This is a genomic window from Brachyspira innocens ATCC 29796 (genome assembly GCF_000384655.1).
Taxonomy (GTDB): Bacteria; Spirochaetota; Brachyspiria; order Brachyspirales; family Brachyspiraceae; genus Brachyspira; species Brachyspira innocens.
Genome location: NZ_ARQI01000129.1, coordinates 92,174 through 111,058 on the forward strand (window position 1 = coordinate 92,174; position 18,885 = coordinate 111,058).

The window sequence follows — 18,885 nt, forward strand, 5'->3', positions numbered from 1 at the left end:
AATCTATATAAAGTAAAATGCTCAAAAAAACAATATAAAAAAATATAAAAATTGAGGAGAAAATTATGAAAAGGTATTTAACAATAAAAAACTTTAGGAACATTAATCCAGTTTTGGAAAATGAGGGAAGCAAAGAAAATGAATTAAAGTACGGAAGATTATACCTTAACGGAGATATGAAACAGGGAGCTTTAATAAGTATAATAGGAGCTAACGGCATTGGAAAAAGTAATATACTTTCTGCAGTAGAAAAAGCTTTTACAGGCTGTATAGACGATAAAAGAGATAATCCCAAAATAGAAGGCTTTATAAACTGTAAACCAGAAATTTCAATATTTATAGAAACTGATGAAGGAATCATATATAAAGGTAATGCTCAGAATAAAAATATTGTATGGACTGTTATAGAAAACAAAGATTTATATGATATTGTCTTGAAAAAAAATTATATATATAAAATACTTAATTATATATTTAAAAGTGATGATGAAGCGTATAAAGATAATGAGCTATTTTATATTTATAAAAATAATTATAATGTTGATAATAATATAAAAACTGATAATAATGAAGAAGAAAATTTTAATGATATATTAAATTATTCTTCAGAAAAAATTTTGGATATAATTTCTAAATACAAAGAAAATAAGAAAGTAGATAAATTAAAACTATTAATAAGCATACTTAAAACAGAATATTATGAACTTGATAAATGGAATAATTATTATAATATATTATTAGACGAAGATAAAATAAATAAGAGCAATTTACAATATTTAACAGATATACTAATAAAAATTGACGGTATAGAAAACTCTCAAGTATATGTTCATAAAAACAATATAAAAAGTGATGAACTTGTGGTATCATGCTATAAAAAAAATGAGAACTCGATTTCAAAACATAACAGAAAAAATAACAATAAAAACTTTATTAAAGAATCTAATTTTCTATATTCTTTATTTAAATCAGCCAATAACTTGGAAATGTATGAATATATATCAGATAATTACAGCAATATACTATCTGATGTAGCATTTGCAAAACAAACAGAAAATGAAATAAATAAAATATTAGAAAATACTATATCTAAAAGATTTAATGATTTATATATATCAAACAATGAATTATACAAATCAAATAGTGATTATAGTTTTAAGATATCATTAGAAAAAGAATTCATAAAAATATATTTTGAAAGCAAAAACGGACTTACAAATTTAGAAAATGAGTCTGAAGGATTTAATTGGTTTTTCAGTTTATTTTTCAACACATTGAATTATAATGAGTTTAAAAAAGGAGATATTATTATAATAGATGAGCCAGAGCAGCATTTATCAGTACCAGTAATAAAAGAACTTAGAGAATTTTTAAAACAGTTTGCAAAAGACAATGGAGTTACAATTATAACATCTGTTCAAATTCCATATTTTGCTGATATAAATTATTTAGACGAATTAAAAATAGCCGAAATAAAACAGGACGGTATAGGAATAAAAATTGAAAATGACTTCTCTGCAACTTACGGCAAATCAGATACTCTTGAAAAAATTATAAATGCATTTGGTATAAAACATATAGATATTACCAGAGATACAAAACTGATATATGTAGAAGGAATTATAGACTATAATTATTTTACGGCCTTTAAAATACTTATGGAATATATAGAAAATAAAGAAATAGATATAGCATTCATGCCTATTAATGGTATAGGAAGAGAAAATGATGAAAAGCAAAAAAATATCATAATAGAAGGATTATGCAATATATCAAAAAAACCTTCTATATTAATTGACGGTGATAACTCCGCTAATCAATTTAAAGAACTCGCTAAAAATACAAATCTTAAAGTAACACAGCTAACAGATATAAACAGCAATTTTGTTACTATAGAAGATTTATTTAGTGATGAGGATAAACAAATTTACAAAATAGATAAAAAAAATAAAGATGCACTTTATTCAAGTTTATTTAAAAATAATATAATAGACTATTATAATAAAGAATTAATATCTAAGGAAACAATAGATAATTTCTTTAAGGTGATAAGAGAAATAGATTAATAGAAATAATTTATAATAAATAAAAGGGACTATTTTTTAATAGCCCCTTTTTTAATTTTAATATAAAAATTATTTTTCTACTTCTTTTTTATATTTTATTAAGCCTTGTTTTAATATTTCCATAGATCTTTTTAAGTCTTTAGCTTCCAAAGCATAACACATTCTAACTTCATCTTTACCCAAACCTTCAGTAGCATAAAAACCTTCACCAGGAGCAAACATTACAGTTTCATTATCAAGATTAAAATCTTTTAAAAGCCATATAGCAAAATCCTCAGCATTTTTTACTGGAAGTTTTGCAAGTACATAAAATGCACCTTCAGGTTCTTTCATTACTACGCCGTCCATCTTTGTAAGCTCTTCAAATAATATTTTTCTTCTATTATCATACTCTTTTCTAGCAGCTTCAAAATAGTTCTCTGGTAAATCATATAAAGCAGCAGCACCAACCATTTCAAGTGTAGGAGCTGATAATCTAGCCTGACATTCTCTAAATACTGCATTACTGAAATCTTTGTTTTTGCTTATTATACAGCCTATTCTAGCTCCGCATGCTGAGAATCTTTTTGATATAGAATCAATTATTACAACATTATCAGCCAAATCTTTATAAGTACCAAAACTGATTGCTTTTCTCTCTCCGTAAACAAATTCTCTATATACTTCATCGCTTATGATGAACATATTATGTTTTTTAGCAAGATAAGCTATATCATCAAGCTCTTCTTTAGTAGATACAACACCAGTAGGGTTTGAAGGGTTAGAGAACATATATGCTTTTGTCTTTGGAGTAATATGTTTTTCTATCTCATCGCGTTTAGGAAGATGGAATCCGTTTTCTGCATAAGTTCTAACAGCATTACGTTTTATATCAAGCACATCATAAAAACTGTTATAATTAGCATAGTAAGGCTCTGCTACCAAAATTTCATCACCCTCATCAAAAATAGCAAGCAAACTAAATAATATTGCTTCACTTCCGCCGTTAGTAATAGTTATTTCATTTTCTTCATAATGAACACCTAATTTATCATAATACTCCTGAATCTTATTAATAAGCGGCTTCATACCTCTTGAATTCTCATATTTAAGAGTTTTTCCTTTATATTTGGAAATAGCTTCTAAAAATACACTTGGTGTTTCAATATCAGGCTGTCCTATATTAAGATGGTATATTTTTATTCCTCTTTTTACAGCCTCTTCAGCATATGGATTTAACTTTCTTACAGGCGAAGTTTTAAGCCTTTGAATTCTTTTAGATATATACATATTTCTCTCCAAATTTTTATATATAGTAATCTAAAAAGAGAGAATATACCAAAGTATTAAAATTGTCAATACAATTTATTTATAATATTAAAATTTTTGTAATTGATTACATAGAAAATATAAAACATAAAAAAACCATACTCTCTAAAGTATGGTAAGAAAATGAACCGGTGACGGGTTTCGAACCCGCGAATGCAGGAATGAAAATCCTGTGTGTTAGCCACTTCACCACACCGGCATATTAAATAGAATATAAACTCTATGTGAGCCAAGAAAGGTTCGAACTTTCGACAACCGCCTTAAAAGGGCGATGCTCTACCGACTGAGCTATTGGCCCGTTTGTTTCATTCATTTGAATGTTTGTATATAATAGCATATTATTATTTTTTGTCAAGTACCAAAAATAATTTTTTTCATAATTATTTATTCAAATATATTCCAAGGATTATAATTAGGTAAATCCGCCTCGGCATAGATATATTCATCTTTTGTAGGGTGAGGAAATCTCAAACTTTTGGCAAATAAGGCTAAAGGAACATCATCTCTGTCATATTTTATATAGTTTCCGTATTTCCTGTCTCCATATATGGTATGACCTATATTTGAAAGCTGAACTCTTATTTGATGAAACCTTCCTGTCTCTAATTCTATTTTTAATAGGCTCAGATTTTTTATTAAATCTTCTTTTACAACCTCGTATTTTAATTTTGCTATTTTGGCATTTTTAGTATTTTCAAAAACCACCTGAGCAATATTACCCAATTTATTTGTCTTTTTTATAAGATAGTTTTCAAGCCTACCCTCTTTATCTAAAAGTATGCCATTAACAACAGCATAATAAGTCTTTTCAAATTTTCTATCTCTTATAGCCTCGCTTAATCTTGAAGCTGCCTTAGAAGTTTTGGCAAAAACCATTATTCCAGATACTGGTCTGTCTAATCTATGAACAAGCCCCAAAAATACATTTCCTTTTTTATTGTATTTTATTTTTATATAATCTTTTATATTATCAAAAAAAGATAAATCTCCAGTTATATCACCCTGAACGGGTATATTAGGAGGCTTCACTGCCACTATTATATGATTATCCTCATATATTGGATTAATGTAATTTGTCATTTCTTTTTCTATATTCATATTTTTACCGCTATGTATTTTAATAGTAAAATATTTTAAAGCATTAGAAGTTATTGTCAAGTGTATAAAATTAATTATTAAACTAGTGAATAGATTATTTGATTGGGAAAACAAAAGAAATGTGCCCAGTCAGGGAATCGAACCCTAGACACAAGGATTTTCAGTCCTTTGCTCTACCTACTGAGCTAACTGGGCAAGTGATAATTATCATAACATACATATAAAAAATGTCAAGTATTAATATAAAAATTATTACAAAAAATATATTTTTGGGTTTATATTCTATATATTTTGACAAATAATAATGTTAATATATAATATGTTCTTTAATCTAAAATATATTAATTAAATAAAAAACACTTAATGAGCAGGTAATACATGACAAAGAAAAAAGACAGAATAATAACATTTTCATTAATAGTTGTAATTATAATACTTATAAACGCTATAATTAATCAATTCACCCCGATGATAGATTTAACAAAAGATAAAGTATACTCTCTAAGTAAAGAAAGCAAAAACTTGGTTAAAAATTTAAAAGAACCTATGAGTATAAAGTTTTTTGTTACACCAAATCTTCCGCCTCCTTTTTCAACTTATGAGAAATATGTAAAAGATTTGTTTGAAGGATATAAAACAGCAGGAGGAAAAAATATAAGTTTTGAGGTAATAGACGCATCAAAACATTCTGAATTAGCTTCTCAGTACAGAATAAATCCAACTCAAATAAGTGTTTTAGAAAAAGATCAAACACAAACTAAAGTAGCATATATGGGACTTTCTTTTATATACGGCGACTCTATAGAAACTATACCTTTTATTCAATCAACTGAAGGTTTAGAATATAATATAGATACTATCATAAGAAAAATGATGGATAAAAACGACAGATTAAAAAGACTTGAAAATAATTTAAATGTTTATTATATATCATCGCCTGAAATATATGATCTACTTCAAATAGGAGCAATGGAAATTATACCAGACTCTATTATGCAGGCAGTGGCTGAAGCAAATAAAGACTTAATGAACAAAGTAAAGTTTATTAATGTAGATATGACAAACCCTACTAAAGAAAATGAGGAATTGATAAAAAAATTAAATGTAGAAAAGATAGAATGGGAGGATATAAAAGACCCAGACGGAAATATAGTAGCAAATAAAGGAAGTGCTTATTTCGCATTAGTTTTAGAAAACGGAGATGATATAAGACATCTTTCAACATCATATATATTATATGGAGCTTTTGATCAAATAAAAGATGAAATATCAAAAAATATAGACAGTATGCTAGGACTTAAAGCTACTATAGGATATATACAAGGTCATGAAGAAGCAAACTATATAACTATACCGCCTCAATTTGGAGGAAACCCTAATGATGCATATGACAGTGTAAGTGAGTATGTATCAGAGATAGAAGGAAATTATAATTTTGAAGCAGTTGATATTTCTTTAAATGATATACCTTCTAATATAGATGCTTTAATAGTTTTAGGAAGCAAAACTGCATTCAGCGACTATGAATTATATAAACTAGATCAATTCATTATGAGCGGAAAGCCTGTACTATTTATGCTTAATGGGGTACAGATAAATCAAGACGATCCAGCTGCTCAAATGTACGGACCTAAACTTATACCAGTTACAAACAGACTTAATGAAATACTTCCTAATTACGGATTTACTGTAGCAGAAAATATGATATTTGATGATAATTCATATAAAGCACAACTTCAGCAAGGTATGCCAGAACAGAAAATGTATTATATACCTTTAATAGCTGCAGAAAATATCAATGCCAAAAGTGATATAACTAAAAGCATTAATTTAATGCTTACACCTATATCATCAGAAATTATCACAAATACAAATAATACAGATATAAAAATTACACCTCTAATTTATACTAGCGATAAAAGCTGGGTTGAAACGGAGAACTTCACTGCATCTATGACTGGAATGCCTACTGATTCAAGTAAATTATCAAAAAGATTATTAGCTTCTGTATTTGAGGGAAAGATGAATAGTGCATTTGAAGGAAAGGATATACCGTTGTCAGATAACACTCAAAACAATATTAATAATGATATAAACAGAATTAACTCCACTACAAGCGGAAAAGTTATAGCTGTAGGCTCTTATGAAATGGCTAAAAATAGTGCCTATACTGCAAACAAAATTTTCTTAATGAATCTAGTTGATTATATGGTAGGAGATAATGGACTTATGAGCATAAGAAGAAAAGGTGCTGTATATAATCCTCCTTATCAAGTACCTGAAACTATAAAACTATTTGTAAGAGTTATAAATATAGTTATGCTTCCTGCTGCTGTTATAGTATTTGGGCTTATGTTATGGAGCTCAGATAAAAAGAGAAGAGAGAAAATTTTTGAAAAGTTTAATAATAAAAATTAATAAATATGGCAAAGAAAAATAACACAATATTTGTCTGCGATAACTGCGGAGAAAGCACTATTAATTGGATGGGTAAATGCCCTTCCTGCGGTTCTTGGAATAGCTTAAAGCCTTTTACAGAACCTACAGAAAATACAAATAAAGCTATAAGAGAAAGAACTTCCGTTTCTTCAGATAAAGCTCAGTTAACATCTATAAAAAAAATAAAAACTAATGAAAGTGCAAGAATATCAACAAATATAGATGAGCTTAACAGAGTTTTAGGAGGAGGAATTGTATCTGGAAGTGTCATACTTATAGGAGGCGAACCGGGTATTGGTAAATCTACTTTGCTTTTGCAGGTTGCTTCAAATATTGCTAAAGATGAAAAAGTTTATTATTTTACAGGCGAAGAATCTATTGAGCAGATAAAGTTAAGAGCTGACAGGCTTGCTTTGGAAGATTCAGATTTTTTAATATCATCAGAATCCAACTGCGATAATATAATAAATACATTATTAGATAATCCTCCTACACTGGCCATAATAGACTCTATACAAACAGTATACAGCCCCTCAACAAATAGTATAGCAGGCTCTCCAGCACAAATAAAAAACTGTGCATGGGCTTTAATGCAGACTGCAAAATTAAAAAATATAACTATATTTTTGGTAGGACATATCACAAAAGAAGGAACTATAGCAGGACCTAAAATTCTAGAGCATATAGTAGACTGCGTTCTTTATTTTGAAGGTGATGATAAAGGAATATACAGAATATTAAGAGCTGTAAAAAACCGTTATGGGGCAGTAGATGAAGTCGGAATATTTGAAATGGCTGAAAAAGGATTAATGGAAGTTAAAGATCCTTCAAGAGTTTTTACTAGAGGATTAAATGAAGCAGTATTTGCAGGAAGCGTCATAACCCCTGTAATAGAAGGAAGCAGGGTATTTTGTGTTGAAGAAGAGGCATTGGTAGGAAGCAGTGCATTCGGCTATCCTAGAAGGCTTACTATAGGTTATGATCAGTACAGACTTCTTATAATAATAGCAATACTAGAAAAACGTGCACATCTAAATCTTTCAAATCAAGATGTATATATTAATATAGCAAACGGACTTAATGTAAAAGAAACAGCAAGTGATTTATCTATAGCAATGGCAATAGCTTCCAGTATGTCTGGAATATCTATTCAAAGAACAACTGCATATATTGGTGAATTAGGACTTTCTGGAGAAATAAGACCTGTAAGATTTATAGAAAGACGCATAAAAGAAATGAAAAAATTTTCTCTCAAAGAAGTATATATTTCTAAGCGTGCATTAAAAGAAGTAAAAAATATAGATGGAATAAAAATTATAGGATTAGATCATATTTCGGAAGCCGTAAAAAGATTAGGTATATCATAACTCACATATTTTTTATTAAAGAAATGAAAAAATTACCGTTAATAATAATTTTAATACATGCATATACAAAAAATATAATTGAAAAATATAATATAATGATATATAATATTACTATATAAAATATTATATTTGTCTAAGGAGAAATTTTGAGTATAAAAGCAGAAGATTTTTACAATAAATTCAAATTTTGCATACCTACAAATAAAGAAATAGCTAATAAAGAAATAAATATACTTCAAAATATTATTAATAAATCAAATAAAGAAATACAGAATTATTTAAGACAATATATAGCAAAACTCACTTATTATCGTAAAAACTTCTTAGACGCTGAAACCGCATCAGCCATCTCCAAAATGCTTGTAGAAATAGCTTTCATATTAAGGCTTCAATATATAGATTATTTAGAAAAAAAAGAAAACAATACATTAAGCAATGATGAAGAAGATATAATAAACCTATCAAAAATGATAAAACTTTTAATATCTGAAATATCTATGATAATATATAAAAAAGAGTATGAAACTAATAATATTTTTGAAAATATGGAAGCATTTAAATCTGACTCCACAATAGGACATATTAATAGGGTATTTTTGACAGCAATAGAAGCTATACTCTTTTTTAATGAAAAAATGAGTCAGGGACTAACTAATAAAATAAGAGTAGATTTCAAAAAAACTTACTACAAATATTCTGAGAAAATATATAAAATGTACAATATAGATACAGAAAACAGTTTGGAAACAAATGTTAAACTTGGAATAAGAAAGTTAGAAGCTAATACATTGCTGGATACAGCTATAGGAATATTAATGCATGATATTGCACTTGAAAATAATCATGACTATATACCTATACCTGAAGAGAAAAAAGATAATCATTCCATAAAAGACTACAACTTTACAAAATATTTTATGCGCGGAAGCGAAGGAGTATCTTTAACCGTTTCTTTACATCATGAATATTACGGACATGGATACGGACTTTTCAGTGAATTATATAAAGCAGCTTTAAAAAGAAATCCAAATCATTATATAGAATATATAGTCTCTTATGATTATAAAGATATATTAACACTTCAAAGTTTAACATATCTGCCTGCTAAAATTTTAGAAGTTCTAGATGTATATGACACTTTAACACATAGCTTTAATAAATCAAGCAAAGAAGCTGTAAACTATATGGTCGAAAACTTTGTAGAAAAAAATATAATGCTTGATCCTATTATAACGGATATGTTTATACAATTTCTAAAAGAAGTAAAAAAAATCAAATTATAAAAAATAATTTTTTATTACCTCTTTTAATCCATCTTTATCAAGTTTATACATATTTAGAAGTTCTGCTCTTGACGCCGACTCAAAAAATTTATCAGGCAATGCATGAAGTTTTACCTCTTTATATATTTCATTATCTGATAATAATTCCAATATGGCACTTCCAATTCCTCCTGCCTCCAAAGCCTCTTCAATAATTAAAACTTTATTAGCTTTTTTTATCTGTTTTAAAATAGTCTCTTCATCTAAAGGTTTTAAAGTAGAAAGATTAATAATAGTAAAATCTGTATTAAGTTCATAAGCCGCTTCTGTTATATCAATGAGCGTCTGACCATAGCTTATTATAACATTATTATTTATTTTATCTTCTCTAAGAATATATGCTTTTCCTATTTCTATATCATCTAATAGTTCATCATTTTTTAATTCTCTTACAGAAGATTTATTATATCTTATAACAACAGGACCTTTATATTCTACAGCTTTTTTTACCATACTTCTAAAATCTTTTTCACATATAGGAGCCATGATAGTAATATTTGGCACAATTCTCAAAAAAGATACATCAAATACACCCTGATGAGTATCTCCATCCTCTGGTACAAGACCTGCCCTATCTATCATAAGTTTAACATTGGCATTCATAATACCAACATCATGTATAACCTGATCATATGCCCTTTGAAGAAATGTAGAATATAAACAAACAAAAGGTATTATACCGCTTTCAGCAAGCCCTACTGCAAATGTTACTGCATGCTGCTCGGCTATTCCCACATCAAAAAATCTATCAGGGAACATTTTGGCATATTCTGTTAATCCTGTTCCAGATTCCATAGCTGCGGTTATTGCTGCAATATTTTTATTTGATTTCGCAGCATTTACAATACATTCGCCTGCAATGGCAGAAAAAGTTTTTGAATCTTGTTTTGTTTTCAATTCTCCAGTTTCTATATCAAAAGGAGCTATTCCATGAAATTTTGAAGGATTTTCTTCAGCTATCTTATATCCTTTTCCTTTAACTGTGTTAACCTGAACAAGTCTAGGACCTCTTATAGATTTTACTTTATTAAAAGTATTTATAAGATCATCATAATTATGCCCATCAACAGGACCGAAATATTTAAATCCCATCTCTCTAAAAGCTATACCAGGTGCAACAAAAGTTCTAATAGCACCTTTACCTCTATCTATAAACTCATTTGCAATATCCCCGAAAGGAAGAGTTGAAACTATTCCTCTAACCTTTTCTGAAGCCTCCTGAACTAATGAATCATTTAAAGTTGTATTTAAAAACTTTGATATAGCACCTATATTTTTACCTATAGACATTTCATTATTATTTAATACTATAATTATATCAGTATCAGTATTTGCAATATTATTCATAGCTTCAAGAGCCATACCACCAGTCATAGCCCCGTCTCCTATTATGGCTATAACATCGCCTTTAATACCTAGTATATTTCTTGAACAAGCAAGCCCATAAGCAAATGATAATGAAGTAGAGGCATGTCCTGTTTCTTCTATATCATGTTCAGACTCAGATTTTTTAGGAAATCCAGAAAGTCCTCCGTATTTTCTTAATGTATGAAATAGGTCTTTTCTTCCAGTGAGAATTTTATGAGTATATGACTGATGACCAACATCAAATATAAAAGCATCTCTTGGAGAAGAAAATAAATAATGAAGTACAATAGTTAAATCCACTACTCCTAAATTACTTCCTAAATGTCCCCCTGTATTGGAAACATTATTTATCAAAAACTCTCTTATCTCAGAAGATAAAATTTGCAATTCTTCTACTGTTAATCTCTTTAAATCAATAGGACTATTTATTCCTTCTAAATACATTACAATACCTTATAATTAAAATATAAGCCAATTATAACTATAAAATATTTTATTTCAATAATTAAAAACTAAAATTTGCATAAGATACATACATATTGCCTTTTAGTATTTATGAATTTATTAAAGTAAACATACAGTATATACTAAAGCTATATTAAATATAATAATATATACTTAAATATCTTTATTCAGTTAAGTTATTTATCAATTATATTTTTTCATTTTCAAATATTTTATTTAGCTTACTTTTTCAAAATAATAAGTTATACCAGATACACTTCCATAACTTATTTCACATTCATTGTCACTTTTAAAATAAAAAGTCATATTTCCTAAAATTGGAAGATTTGGTATAATTAACTCATAATAACTTTTTTCATTATACTTCTCATTATCCCAATTCTCAATATAATGATGGCTATATGAACCATCAGCATTATAAGAAGTTAATATACCATCATAGGAAATAGTAAATTCTTCTCTGTAATCGTCCTTATTTCTCCAAGTACCTCTTAAATCATAAGGTCTGAATTTTGATGCAGAATCAAATAGTGATGAGCATGATGTAAAAAACAAAGATGTTAATGAAAGAAATAGCATTAACAATATAAATTTCACAATTCTTTTTTTATTAATCATATAAACCTCCTAAATATTGTTATAATACAATATACCTACCTATAATATATATTATATAGATTTTGTCAATACAGTAAAAAAAATATATAATCTAACAAAATTATATTATTTAACATAAAATCAAACACATATAATGTAAATATTTTATACATAAAACTTGATGAAAATTAGTAAGTCTGAAAAAAATATATTTTTCATTTTGGTTATTTGTTGTGACTACGGCTATAATACCTACATATAAGGTACGCATCACTTTGGTGCAGTATGCAGGAGAGAAGTAGGCAAAAGCAAGCATTTTTAAATAAAATATAGTTGTTATAATATATTTTATCGAATAAATAATAATCGCATTCATAAATAATTCAAATTTGAAGAACTGTATTTGTTTAGGTATATACTAAATTTAATCAATAAAATCTAAACATCGCCCTATTAATAATAGAACTCTTATTTTTTATCTCTAAATTATCAATACCAAGTATACTAAGAAGCAAATGCCTTACATTATTTATTTTGTTTCTATTAAAATTACCCGCACAAGTAGCACAGTAAACATATAAGTTGTTTAATCTTTTACTCTTTAATTTTTCTATAAATCCAGACGCTATTTCTTTTTCATTAACTATAGCACAGCCTCCTAATCCGCAGCAATTAATATCATTTATCTCTTTAACAATTATATCTCCGTCTATAATATTTAATATAGAGTTCTTTATATGTTTTGTTTTTTTATCTGGGCAAGGTATGAATAAATTAATTTCCTCATCAATATTTAAATTAAATCTTAAACCAAGCTCATTAAGTTTTTCGTATATGCTTATAATTCTAATACTATTTATTCTAGGACTTAAAAAATAATAACAGTTGGGGCATAATGTTACTATCTCCTTTACACCATGCGAAATCATTCTATCTTCAAGTTTTTTAACAATACTCTCTTCATCTATTCCAAGTTCAGCTATAGGTTTGCCGCAGCAGTCAAATACAGAACCTATATTATATTCTTTTTTAAATTTATTTAATATATATTTCAAAGCATCAGGATAAAATGATGAAAAATTACAGCCTGAAAATATTACAGATTCGCTTATAACATTTTTATAATTTTTAAAAATATAATCAGTTTTTTCAAGCATAAGAAATTTATATTTTTTTTCTATTTCTTTTTTATTTTTTATATCAGAGTTTATTTTATTTATCCTCATACACATAGATATTTTATTTCCGTCTATATCTTTAGGACAAACTATATTGCAGTCATTGCATAAAAAACAATGATAAGCTAAATCTTCTCTTTTTGAAAATGCTTCCAAATCTATATTATACTTGCTTAAAAAACTGCATTTCTTCACACATTTATTGCAGTGTATACAGTCTTTTACATTATCAGGCATCTGCATAAAAAACTCCTCACTTCATATTATTATATATATCTGCTATTTTTTCTATATCATAACCTTTTCTAAACATATGCTGAAGTTTCTGCATACAGATAATAGTTTTTATAATACCATTTTTTTCAAAACGTCTGGAAGAAGATATGATATAAGAATCAATATATTTTATAGGATAAAGTTTTTTTAATTTTATAGATAATTTATAGTCTTCCATAAGTGCTATATCATCAAACATTCCTATACTCATAAATAAGTCTTTTTCTATAAATATTCCCTGATCCCCGAAGGCAATATTTCTAAACTTTACTCTCAAATTAGAAAAAAATCCGCATATACTCATTAATATTTTTTTACTGTCAAATTTTATTTTTAAACAGCCTGTTCTATTACCATTTTTGATAAACTTCTCTATTTTTATTATAACATCTTTTTCTATAATACTGTCAGCATGCAAAAATAAAAGTATATTATGTTTACTCTCCAGAGCCCCCCTATTTAACTGTTTAGCCCTTCCTTTTTCAGAGCAAACTATTTTATAATTACTCATTTCTTTTATTATATTCAAAGTTTTATCTGTGCTTCCTCCGTCAGAAAATATAACTTCAAAATCACCTTTCAAAACTTTTAAATCATTTATTAGTCTCTCTATTATATTCTCTTCATTTAAAATTGGTATTATTATAGATACTGACATTTATAAAAGTCCAATATTTTTCAAAAAATTTCCAGTATTTTCTAAAAGTGCCTCTCCATTATTTATTCTCTCACTTAAAGAAAGTAAATCCTCATACTCATCAATATCATGCTTTTTTTCTATAACTGAATATTTAAAATTGTTTTTTTCTATAAAGAATAAAATATCTTTCAAAATACCGCTTTCAGACTTCACTATAATATCGCTGTATTTATTCATACCCACAAGATAATATCCGCCGTCAAAACTCTCACCAAATACAAAATCATTATCACTGAGTATATTAAATGCATCTATAATGTTTTCTTTAGTTATCTCTGGTATATCAGCACCAATTAAAACGCATTTATCATACCCTAAAAATAATACCTCTTTAATAGAATTATATATTTTTTCATTAAGATTACTGCCTTCCTGTTTAATATACTCAACATCATTATTAAATATTTCTTTTAAGATATTAAAATCACCTTCTGGATTATATGATACTATAACATCGATATCATATTCTTTTAATCCTATCATTTCTTTATATATATCTTTTAAAAAACATTTATGAATATCGGCACATTCATCTGGAGTTAATTTTGTCTGAAGTCTTGTTTTTGTTTTTCCAGCTATTGGTATTCTAGTAAATATTATAAAGGCATTTGATTTCATTTATTTATTACCTTTATCTATTACTTTTTTAGAATATATAAAAATAAGTCCCCCAATAATAAATAAAAGCAGAATAATATTGATAGTATTAAGCTTTAATAATTTGCCAGCATGTAAACCATCTCTTATAATAGATGCTGGAACATATGCAGCACTTTTAGGAGACAATATTATTAGAGTAATTACCAAGAATAATATAAGATTAATAGATGAAAATATTTTAAAATTTTTAAAAATGTTTTTTTTGCTTCCTACAAATAAAAATATTATAAAAAACAAAGCCCATACAATAAAAAAACATAAACCTATATTAACTCTCATCTCAAGCCATACATTTTTAAACATAATAAAAGCAATTATCATAGCCCATAAGAAAGTATTATAAAGTATAATAAAATATTTCACCTATCAATCCCTTAAATTTTTTAATTATTATTGTCAGCTATTCTAAAAATCACTGATACTCTTGTTCCATCTGGCGGAAGTACATCTTCTCTGCCATATCTTCCTATTTTTTTCACCTCAACAGCACCTGTTTCATAAGCAGCATCGCTTGTAATACCAACTGCACAGCTATCAAGACATAGTATGCAGCCTGTTCTTTTAGATTTAGCAGCCTCAAAATTTCCGCCGAATCTAATATCCATAGGTCTTTCTTCATCTGATCTTATTATATCTGAAAAAGGAATTTCTTTACCCAAACCGTCCCAAGTAACAAATACATCTAATTTCTGACCATCTACTGTTTTTTCTAATTTCATATCTTCCATAGTAAGATTGTTTCCAGCTACTGCTCCTATATCTATTAATGCCTGATAAAATTCTCTCTCATCTGACAAACCTCTCAAAACTGATTTATCACCATTAACACCTCTGTCAAATACTACACCATGTCTTGTAGGACTGTTAAAATATTTGCCGTTTACTTCTGCTGGAATGATAACTTCTTTTTTCTCTATATCAATAACAACAGGCTCAGCTCCTTCATCTCTAAGTATTACGCTTCCCATAGAGTTAGTCAATTCTGCACCATTGCTGTTTACTGATGATGATTGTTGTTTATTTCCGCATGATGATAACATTAATGCCGATAATAAACATAACATAATAATAATTTTTTTGTTCATACATTACTCCTTTTAAACCTTAAAAATATTTATTTCATATTACTTATACTTAAACTAAATAAATATTATTCTGCTATTCTAAATATTACATAAACCTTGCTTCCATCAGCTGGAAGTACATCTTCTCTTATATATTTATCTATTTTTTTACTGTCAAGTTCTGCAGTCGCAAAAGCAGCATCACTTGTTATAGCAATAGGACAGCTGTCAAGACATAGTATGCAGCCTGTTCTATTAGCTTTAGCAGCCTCAAAATTTCCGCCGAATCTAACATCAATAGGTCTTTCCTCTGAAGATTTTATTACTTCAGAAAAAGGTATTTCTTTATCCAAGCCGTCCCAAGTAACAAATATATCTAATTTCTGACCATCTACATATTCACTTACTTTACCATAATCTTCAAGTTTAAGATTATTTCCTGCTACTGCCCCTATATCAATTAAAGCCTGATAAACTTCTCTTTCATCTGTTAATCCTACTAAAACAGCTCTGTCTCCATACTTACCGCCTTTAAATACTATGCCATGATGTCTTGAAGGCGTATTAAAATATTTACCATTTACTGTTGCTTCTATAATGACTTCTTTATTATCATTATCTATCACAACAGGAACTGCATTTTCATCTCTTAATATGACGCTTCCCATCGAATTAGTTAATTGAGAATTTTCTGAAGCTGACTTATTTGATTCTTCAGATTGTTTACTTCCGCATGATGAAAACATAAATGCAGAAAGTAAAATAATAATAATTTTTTTGTTCATATATTACTCCTTTTAAAAACTTAAAAATATTTCGCTTAAAAGTTCTGAATACTTACGCATTCAGATGCTAAATATTTTTAAGATTATTAGCATATTAAAAAATCACTATACAAAAACTCAAAAATATACTGAAAATTTTTAAGTTTGTCAATTTTTATGTTGTTCTTTTTCCCGCCGCAAAAAGAACCAAAAAGTGCAAGTCTAAAATAAAACTAAATCCTACTAATTATGTTTTATATGTAGAATAAATTATTAAATTTAACCTAAAATATAGCCTTTCGCTACTGATGGCTGTGCCTGCTTCTCGCCGCAGACGTACTTCATATGTGGCACACATGCCTACGGCACGCAGAGCAAGGCGGACAGCGTCACAAAAGAAGTGGGGTGGCGGCACGACTGTGTACTTCGTAGCAAAGCCCTGCAAATATTTTAAATTAAAAAAATTAATTTTTGACAAATTATAGTTGTTTAGGTATACACTCTAAACAGATTTATCATTAATATATTTACTCTTCAAAAATAAAGATAATACTAATACAAATATTAAAATAATACCTGCAATCAAAAAATATAAATATCTGTTATTATCAGAAACTATACCTACAGAAGCTATAGTAAATAAAGATATACCCGGAAGCATAAATAAAAATGTATACAATGAATACTTCACAAAGCTTACATCAGTTATACCATAAGCAAAATTCTGTATATTATAAGGAAATAAAGGTACTAACCTAGTAATCATCAAAAGGATCATGGCATTTTTATTTCCTTCCTCAAATAAAAGTTTATTTAAATATTTATTTTTCTCTACCAATGGCTTTATAGTATCTTTTAGAAAAAACCTAGCTATTAAAAAAGAAATTACAGCAGCCAAAGTAGCAGAAAAAGAACATAATATTATGCCAAGTACAGGACCAAACAGTAATCCAGAAAATAAAGCAAATGCTATACCTGGTAAAGCTAACACAGAACTTCCTATAGCTGTTACTACAATATATATGATAGAAGCCCTAATTATATTATCTCCAAGTATATTTCTAAAATCTTCCAAATTATGTATTCTGTCATGCAGTTTATAATGATGATTTAATATAATAACAGCTATAACTGCTGCCAAAAATATAATAAGTTTTATATATTTAGTTTTTAACTTCATTATTATTTTCAGCCTTATTTTCTGCTTTTTGAGTTTTATCTTTTCTATTTTTATATATCTGTCTTAATAAAATTATCAATGCAGACAATGCAAACAATATTAAAAGCCCAGTAACAAACAGTTTAGCACCTCCAGTGAGCATGCCTCCTACATATGAATATACTATTGTAGCAGGAAGCTGTCCTATTCCAGTAGCTATAAAAAAACTTAAAAAATTCATAGATGTCAATCCTGCTGCATAGCTTACTATATCAAAAGACATAAAAGGAAGAAGCCTTGCTATAAGCACACTTTGTTTTCCATATTTTTCAAAAAACTCATCTATTTGTTTTAATCCAGTCTTGCTTGTAAGTTTTTCAACAAAATCTCTTCCTAATATTCTTGCTATATAAAAACATACAGCAGCACCTGCCATAGCACTAGACCAAGATAATAATGCTCCAGCTTTCCAGCCGAATAAATTAGCATTTGCAAATGTGAGTAAAAATGCTGGCAAAGGTGCTATTACAGACTGAAGTACCATAAGTATAAATGAAACTGCCATAGCATAATGTCCGTAAGAAGCTACAAATTCCTTTACTACATTAAAATCACCAGAGGCAAACATTTTAAATATTGTATTAAGATTACTATTTACCTGCGGTATAAAGAAATAAGAAAGTACTGCAAGCAAAATTATTAATATTAAAATTACTTTTTTTATTATTGATTTTTTATTTGAAACATTTGACTGTTCCATAAAATTAAACTCCTAAAAATGATAGAATAATTTTTTATTATGATTTTAAAGCCGCACGGACTAATATTTTTTATTTAAGAGGAAATTTATGATTGTTAAAAAACATACAAAATAGCAGTTTTTTTGATAAAAGAATAAACATAAGAAAAATCCAGTAAAGTTACTTTATAAGTATGATAACAAAAATAATAAAAATATCAAGCATAAAACCGTAATATATAATTTTTTTGTAAACTATTGACATTTTATTATCTAAATTATATTATTAAAATATAGTTTTCAAAAAATAATAAT

At 27.5% G+C, this 18,885-nt stretch carries 16 protein-coding genes and 3 tRNA genes; 4 read left to right on the plus strand and 15 right to left on the minus strand.

Features of this window, described 5'->3' with window-relative positions:
• Nucleotides 1-65: 65 nt before the first annotated feature.
• Nucleotides 66-2,066, plus strand: a complete 2,001-nt coding sequence (locus F811_RS0114345) for an OLD family protein (RefSeq protein WP_020005932.1) — start codon at nt 66-68, stop codon at nt 2,064-2,066.
• A gap of 69 nt (nt 2,067-2,135) precedes the next feature.
• On the opposite strand, the gene F811_RS0114350 is transcribed toward F811_RS0114345, so the two are convergent.
• The 5 genes from F811_RS0114350 to F811_RS0114370 form a co-directional block, all read right to left on the minus strand.
• Nucleotides 2,136-3,335, minus strand: a complete 1,200-nt coding sequence (locus F811_RS0114350; protein ID WP_020005933.1) for a pyridoxal phosphate-dependent aminotransferase — start codon at nt 3,333-3,335, stop codon at nt 2,136-2,138.
• Nucleotides 3,336-3,500: 165 nt separating this feature from the next.
• A tRNA-Glu gene (locus F811_RS0114355) sits at nt 3,501-3,573 on the minus strand.
• Nucleotides 3,574-3,599: 26 nt separating this feature from the next.
• Nucleotides 3,600-3,672: transfer RNA gene (locus F811_RS0114360), tRNA-Lys, on the minus strand.
• Nucleotides 3,673-3,758: 86 nt separating this feature from the next.
• Nucleotides 3,759-4,472, minus strand: coding sequence for an RluA family pseudouridine synthase (locus tag F811_RS0114365; protein WP_026364472.1), 714 nt, complete (start codon nt 4,470-4,472; stop codon nt 3,759-3,761).
• 122 nt (nt 4,473-4,594) lie between these two features.
• Nucleotides 4,595-4,667: transfer RNA gene (locus F811_RS0114370), tRNA-Phe, on the minus strand.
• Nucleotides 4,668-4,850: 183 nt separating this feature from the next.
• Between F811_RS0114370 and F811_RS0114375 the strand changes: the two genes are divergently transcribed.
• From F811_RS0114375 to F811_RS0114385, 3 genes are all read left to right on the plus strand, one after another.
• Nucleotides 4,851-6,890: a GldG family protein gene (locus F811_RS0114375; RefSeq protein WP_020005934.1), complete on the plus strand. Its 2,040-nt coding sequence runs from the start codon at nt 4,851-4,853 to the stop codon at nt 6,888-6,890.
• A gap of 5 nt (nt 6,891-6,895) precedes the next feature.
• Entirely contained in the window at nt 6,896-8,278 is a 1,383-nt protein-coding gene (radA, locus tag F811_RS0114380) for a DNA repair protein RadA (protein WP_026364473.1), read from the plus strand.
• A 146-nt stretch (nt 8,279-8,424) separates the two neighbouring features.
• A complete protein-coding gene (locus tag F811_RS0114385; protein WP_020005936.1) occupies nt 8,425-9,561 on the plus strand; it encodes an HD-GYP domain-containing protein in 1,137 nt (378 codons plus the stop codon).
• On the opposite strand, the gene dxs is transcribed toward F811_RS0114385, so the two are convergent.
• The 10 genes from dxs to F811_RS0114435 form a co-directional block, all read right to left on the minus strand.
• The gene (gene dxs / locus F811_RS0114390) at nt 9,556-11,412 is read right to left on the minus strand and encodes a 1-deoxy-D-xylulose-5-phosphate synthase (protein WP_020005937.1); all 1,857 of its coding nucleotides are present in this window, start codon (nt 11,410-11,412) and stop codon (nt 9,556-9,558) included. The two genes, F811_RS0114385 and dxs, sit on opposite strands and share 6 nt — an antisense overlap.
• Nucleotides 11,413-11,649: 237 nt before the next feature.
• Entirely contained in the window at nt 11,650-12,051 is a 402-nt protein-coding gene (locus F811_RS0114395; RefSeq protein WP_020005938.1) for a hypothetical protein, read from the minus strand.
• Between the two features lie 407 nt (nt 12,052-12,458).
• Entirely contained in the window at nt 12,459-13,451 is a 993-nt protein-coding gene (locus F811_RS0114400) for a heterodisulfide reductase-related iron-sulfur binding cluster (protein ID WP_020005939.1), read from the minus strand.
• Nucleotides 13,452-13,461: 10 nt separating this feature from the next.
• Nucleotides 13,462-14,142: a TIGR04283 family arsenosugar biosynthesis glycosyltransferase gene (locus F811_RS0114405; protein ID WP_020005940.1), complete on the minus strand. Its 681-nt coding sequence runs from the start codon at nt 14,140-14,142 to the stop codon at nt 13,462-13,464.
• Nucleotides 14,143-14,802: a TIGR04282 family arsenosugar biosynthesis glycosyltransferase gene (locus F811_RS0114410; protein WP_020005941.1), complete on the minus strand. Its 660-nt coding sequence runs from the start codon at nt 14,800-14,802 to the stop codon at nt 14,143-14,145.
• Nucleotides 14,803-15,207, minus strand: a complete 405-nt coding sequence (locus F811_RS0114415) for a hypothetical protein (RefSeq protein WP_020005942.1) — start codon at nt 15,205-15,207, stop codon at nt 14,803-14,805. It abuts the gene before it with no gap.
• Nucleotides 15,208-15,227: 20 nt separating this feature from the next.
• Nucleotides 15,228-15,929 (minus strand): YdjY domain-containing protein, encoded by a 702-nt coding sequence (locus F811_RS0114420; protein ID WP_020005943.1) that lies wholly within the window; start codon nt 15,927-15,929, stop codon nt 15,228-15,230.
• A gap of 65 nt (nt 15,930-15,994) precedes the next feature.
• Nucleotides 15,995-16,693 (minus strand): YdjY domain-containing protein, encoded by a 699-nt coding sequence (locus F811_RS0114425; protein WP_020005944.1) that lies wholly within the window; start codon nt 16,691-16,693, stop codon nt 15,995-15,997.
• Nucleotides 16,694-17,174: 481 nt separating this feature from the next.
• Nucleotides 17,175-17,852: a TVP38/TMEM64 family protein gene (locus tag F811_RS0114430; RefSeq protein ID WP_020005945.1), complete on the minus strand. Its 678-nt coding sequence runs from the start codon at nt 17,850-17,852 to the stop codon at nt 17,175-17,177.
• Nucleotides 17,836-18,591, minus strand: coding sequence for a TVP38/TMEM64 family protein (locus F811_RS0114435; RefSeq protein ID WP_020005946.1), 756 nt, complete (start codon nt 18,589-18,591; stop codon nt 17,836-17,838). Before F811_RS0114435 ends, F811_RS0114430 begins: the two co-directional genes overlap by 17 nt.
• Nucleotides 18,592-18,885 lie beyond the last annotated feature (294 nt).

Bases quoted from the DNA above. Each gene is read 5' to 3' on its own strand.
- F811_RS0114400 (WP_020005939.1), bottom strand. From the start codon at position 13,451: ATGCAGATGCCTGATAATGTAAAAGACTGTATACACTGCAATAAATGT.
- F811_RS0114365 (WP_026364472.1), bottom strand. From the start codon at position 4,472: ATGAATATAGAAAAAGAAATGACAAATTACATTAATCCAATATATGAG.
- F811_RS0114410 (WP_020005941.1), bottom strand. From the start codon at position 14,802: ATGAAATCAAATGCCTTTATAATATTTACTAGAATACCAATAGCTGGA.
- F811_RS0114405 (WP_020005940.1), bottom strand. From the start codon at position 14,142: ATGTCAGTATCTATAATAATACCAATTTTAAATGAAGAGAATATAATA.
- F811_RS0114345 (WP_020005932.1), top strand. From the start codon at position 66: ATGAAAAGGTATTTAACAATAAAAAACTTTAGGAACATTAATCCAGTT.
- dxs (WP_020005937.1), bottom strand. From the start codon at position 11,412: ATGTATTTAGAAGGAATAAATAGTCCTATTGATTTAAAGAGATTAACA.
- F811_RS0114435 (WP_020005946.1), bottom strand. From the start codon at position 18,591: ATGGAACAGTCAAATGTTTCAAATAAAAAATCAATAATAAAAAAAGTA.
- F811_RS0114375 (WP_020005934.1), top strand. From the start codon at position 4,851: ATGACAAAGAAAAAAGACAGAATAATAACATTTTCATTAATAGTTGTA.
- F811_RS0114430 (WP_020005945.1), bottom strand. From the start codon at position 17,852: ATGAAGTTAAAAACTAAATATATAAAACTTATTATATTTTTGGCAGCA.
- F811_RS0114395 (WP_020005938.1), bottom strand. From the start codon at position 12,051: ATGATTAATAAAAAAAGAATTGTGAAATTTATATTGTTAATGCTATTT.
- radA (WP_026364473.1), top strand. From the start codon at position 6,896: ATGGCAAAGAAAAATAACACAATATTTGTCTGCGATAACTGCGGAGAA.
- F811_RS0114425 (WP_020005944.1), bottom strand. From the start codon at position 16,693: ATGAACAAAAAAATTATTATTATTTTACTTTCTGCATTTATGTTTTCA.
- F811_RS0114420 (WP_020005943.1), bottom strand. From the start codon at position 15,929: ATGAACAAAAAAATTATTATTATGTTATGTTTATTATCGGCATTAATG.
- F811_RS0114350 (WP_020005933.1), bottom strand. From the start codon at position 3,335: ATGTATATATCTAAAAGAATTCAAAGGCTTAAAACTTCGCCTGTAAGA.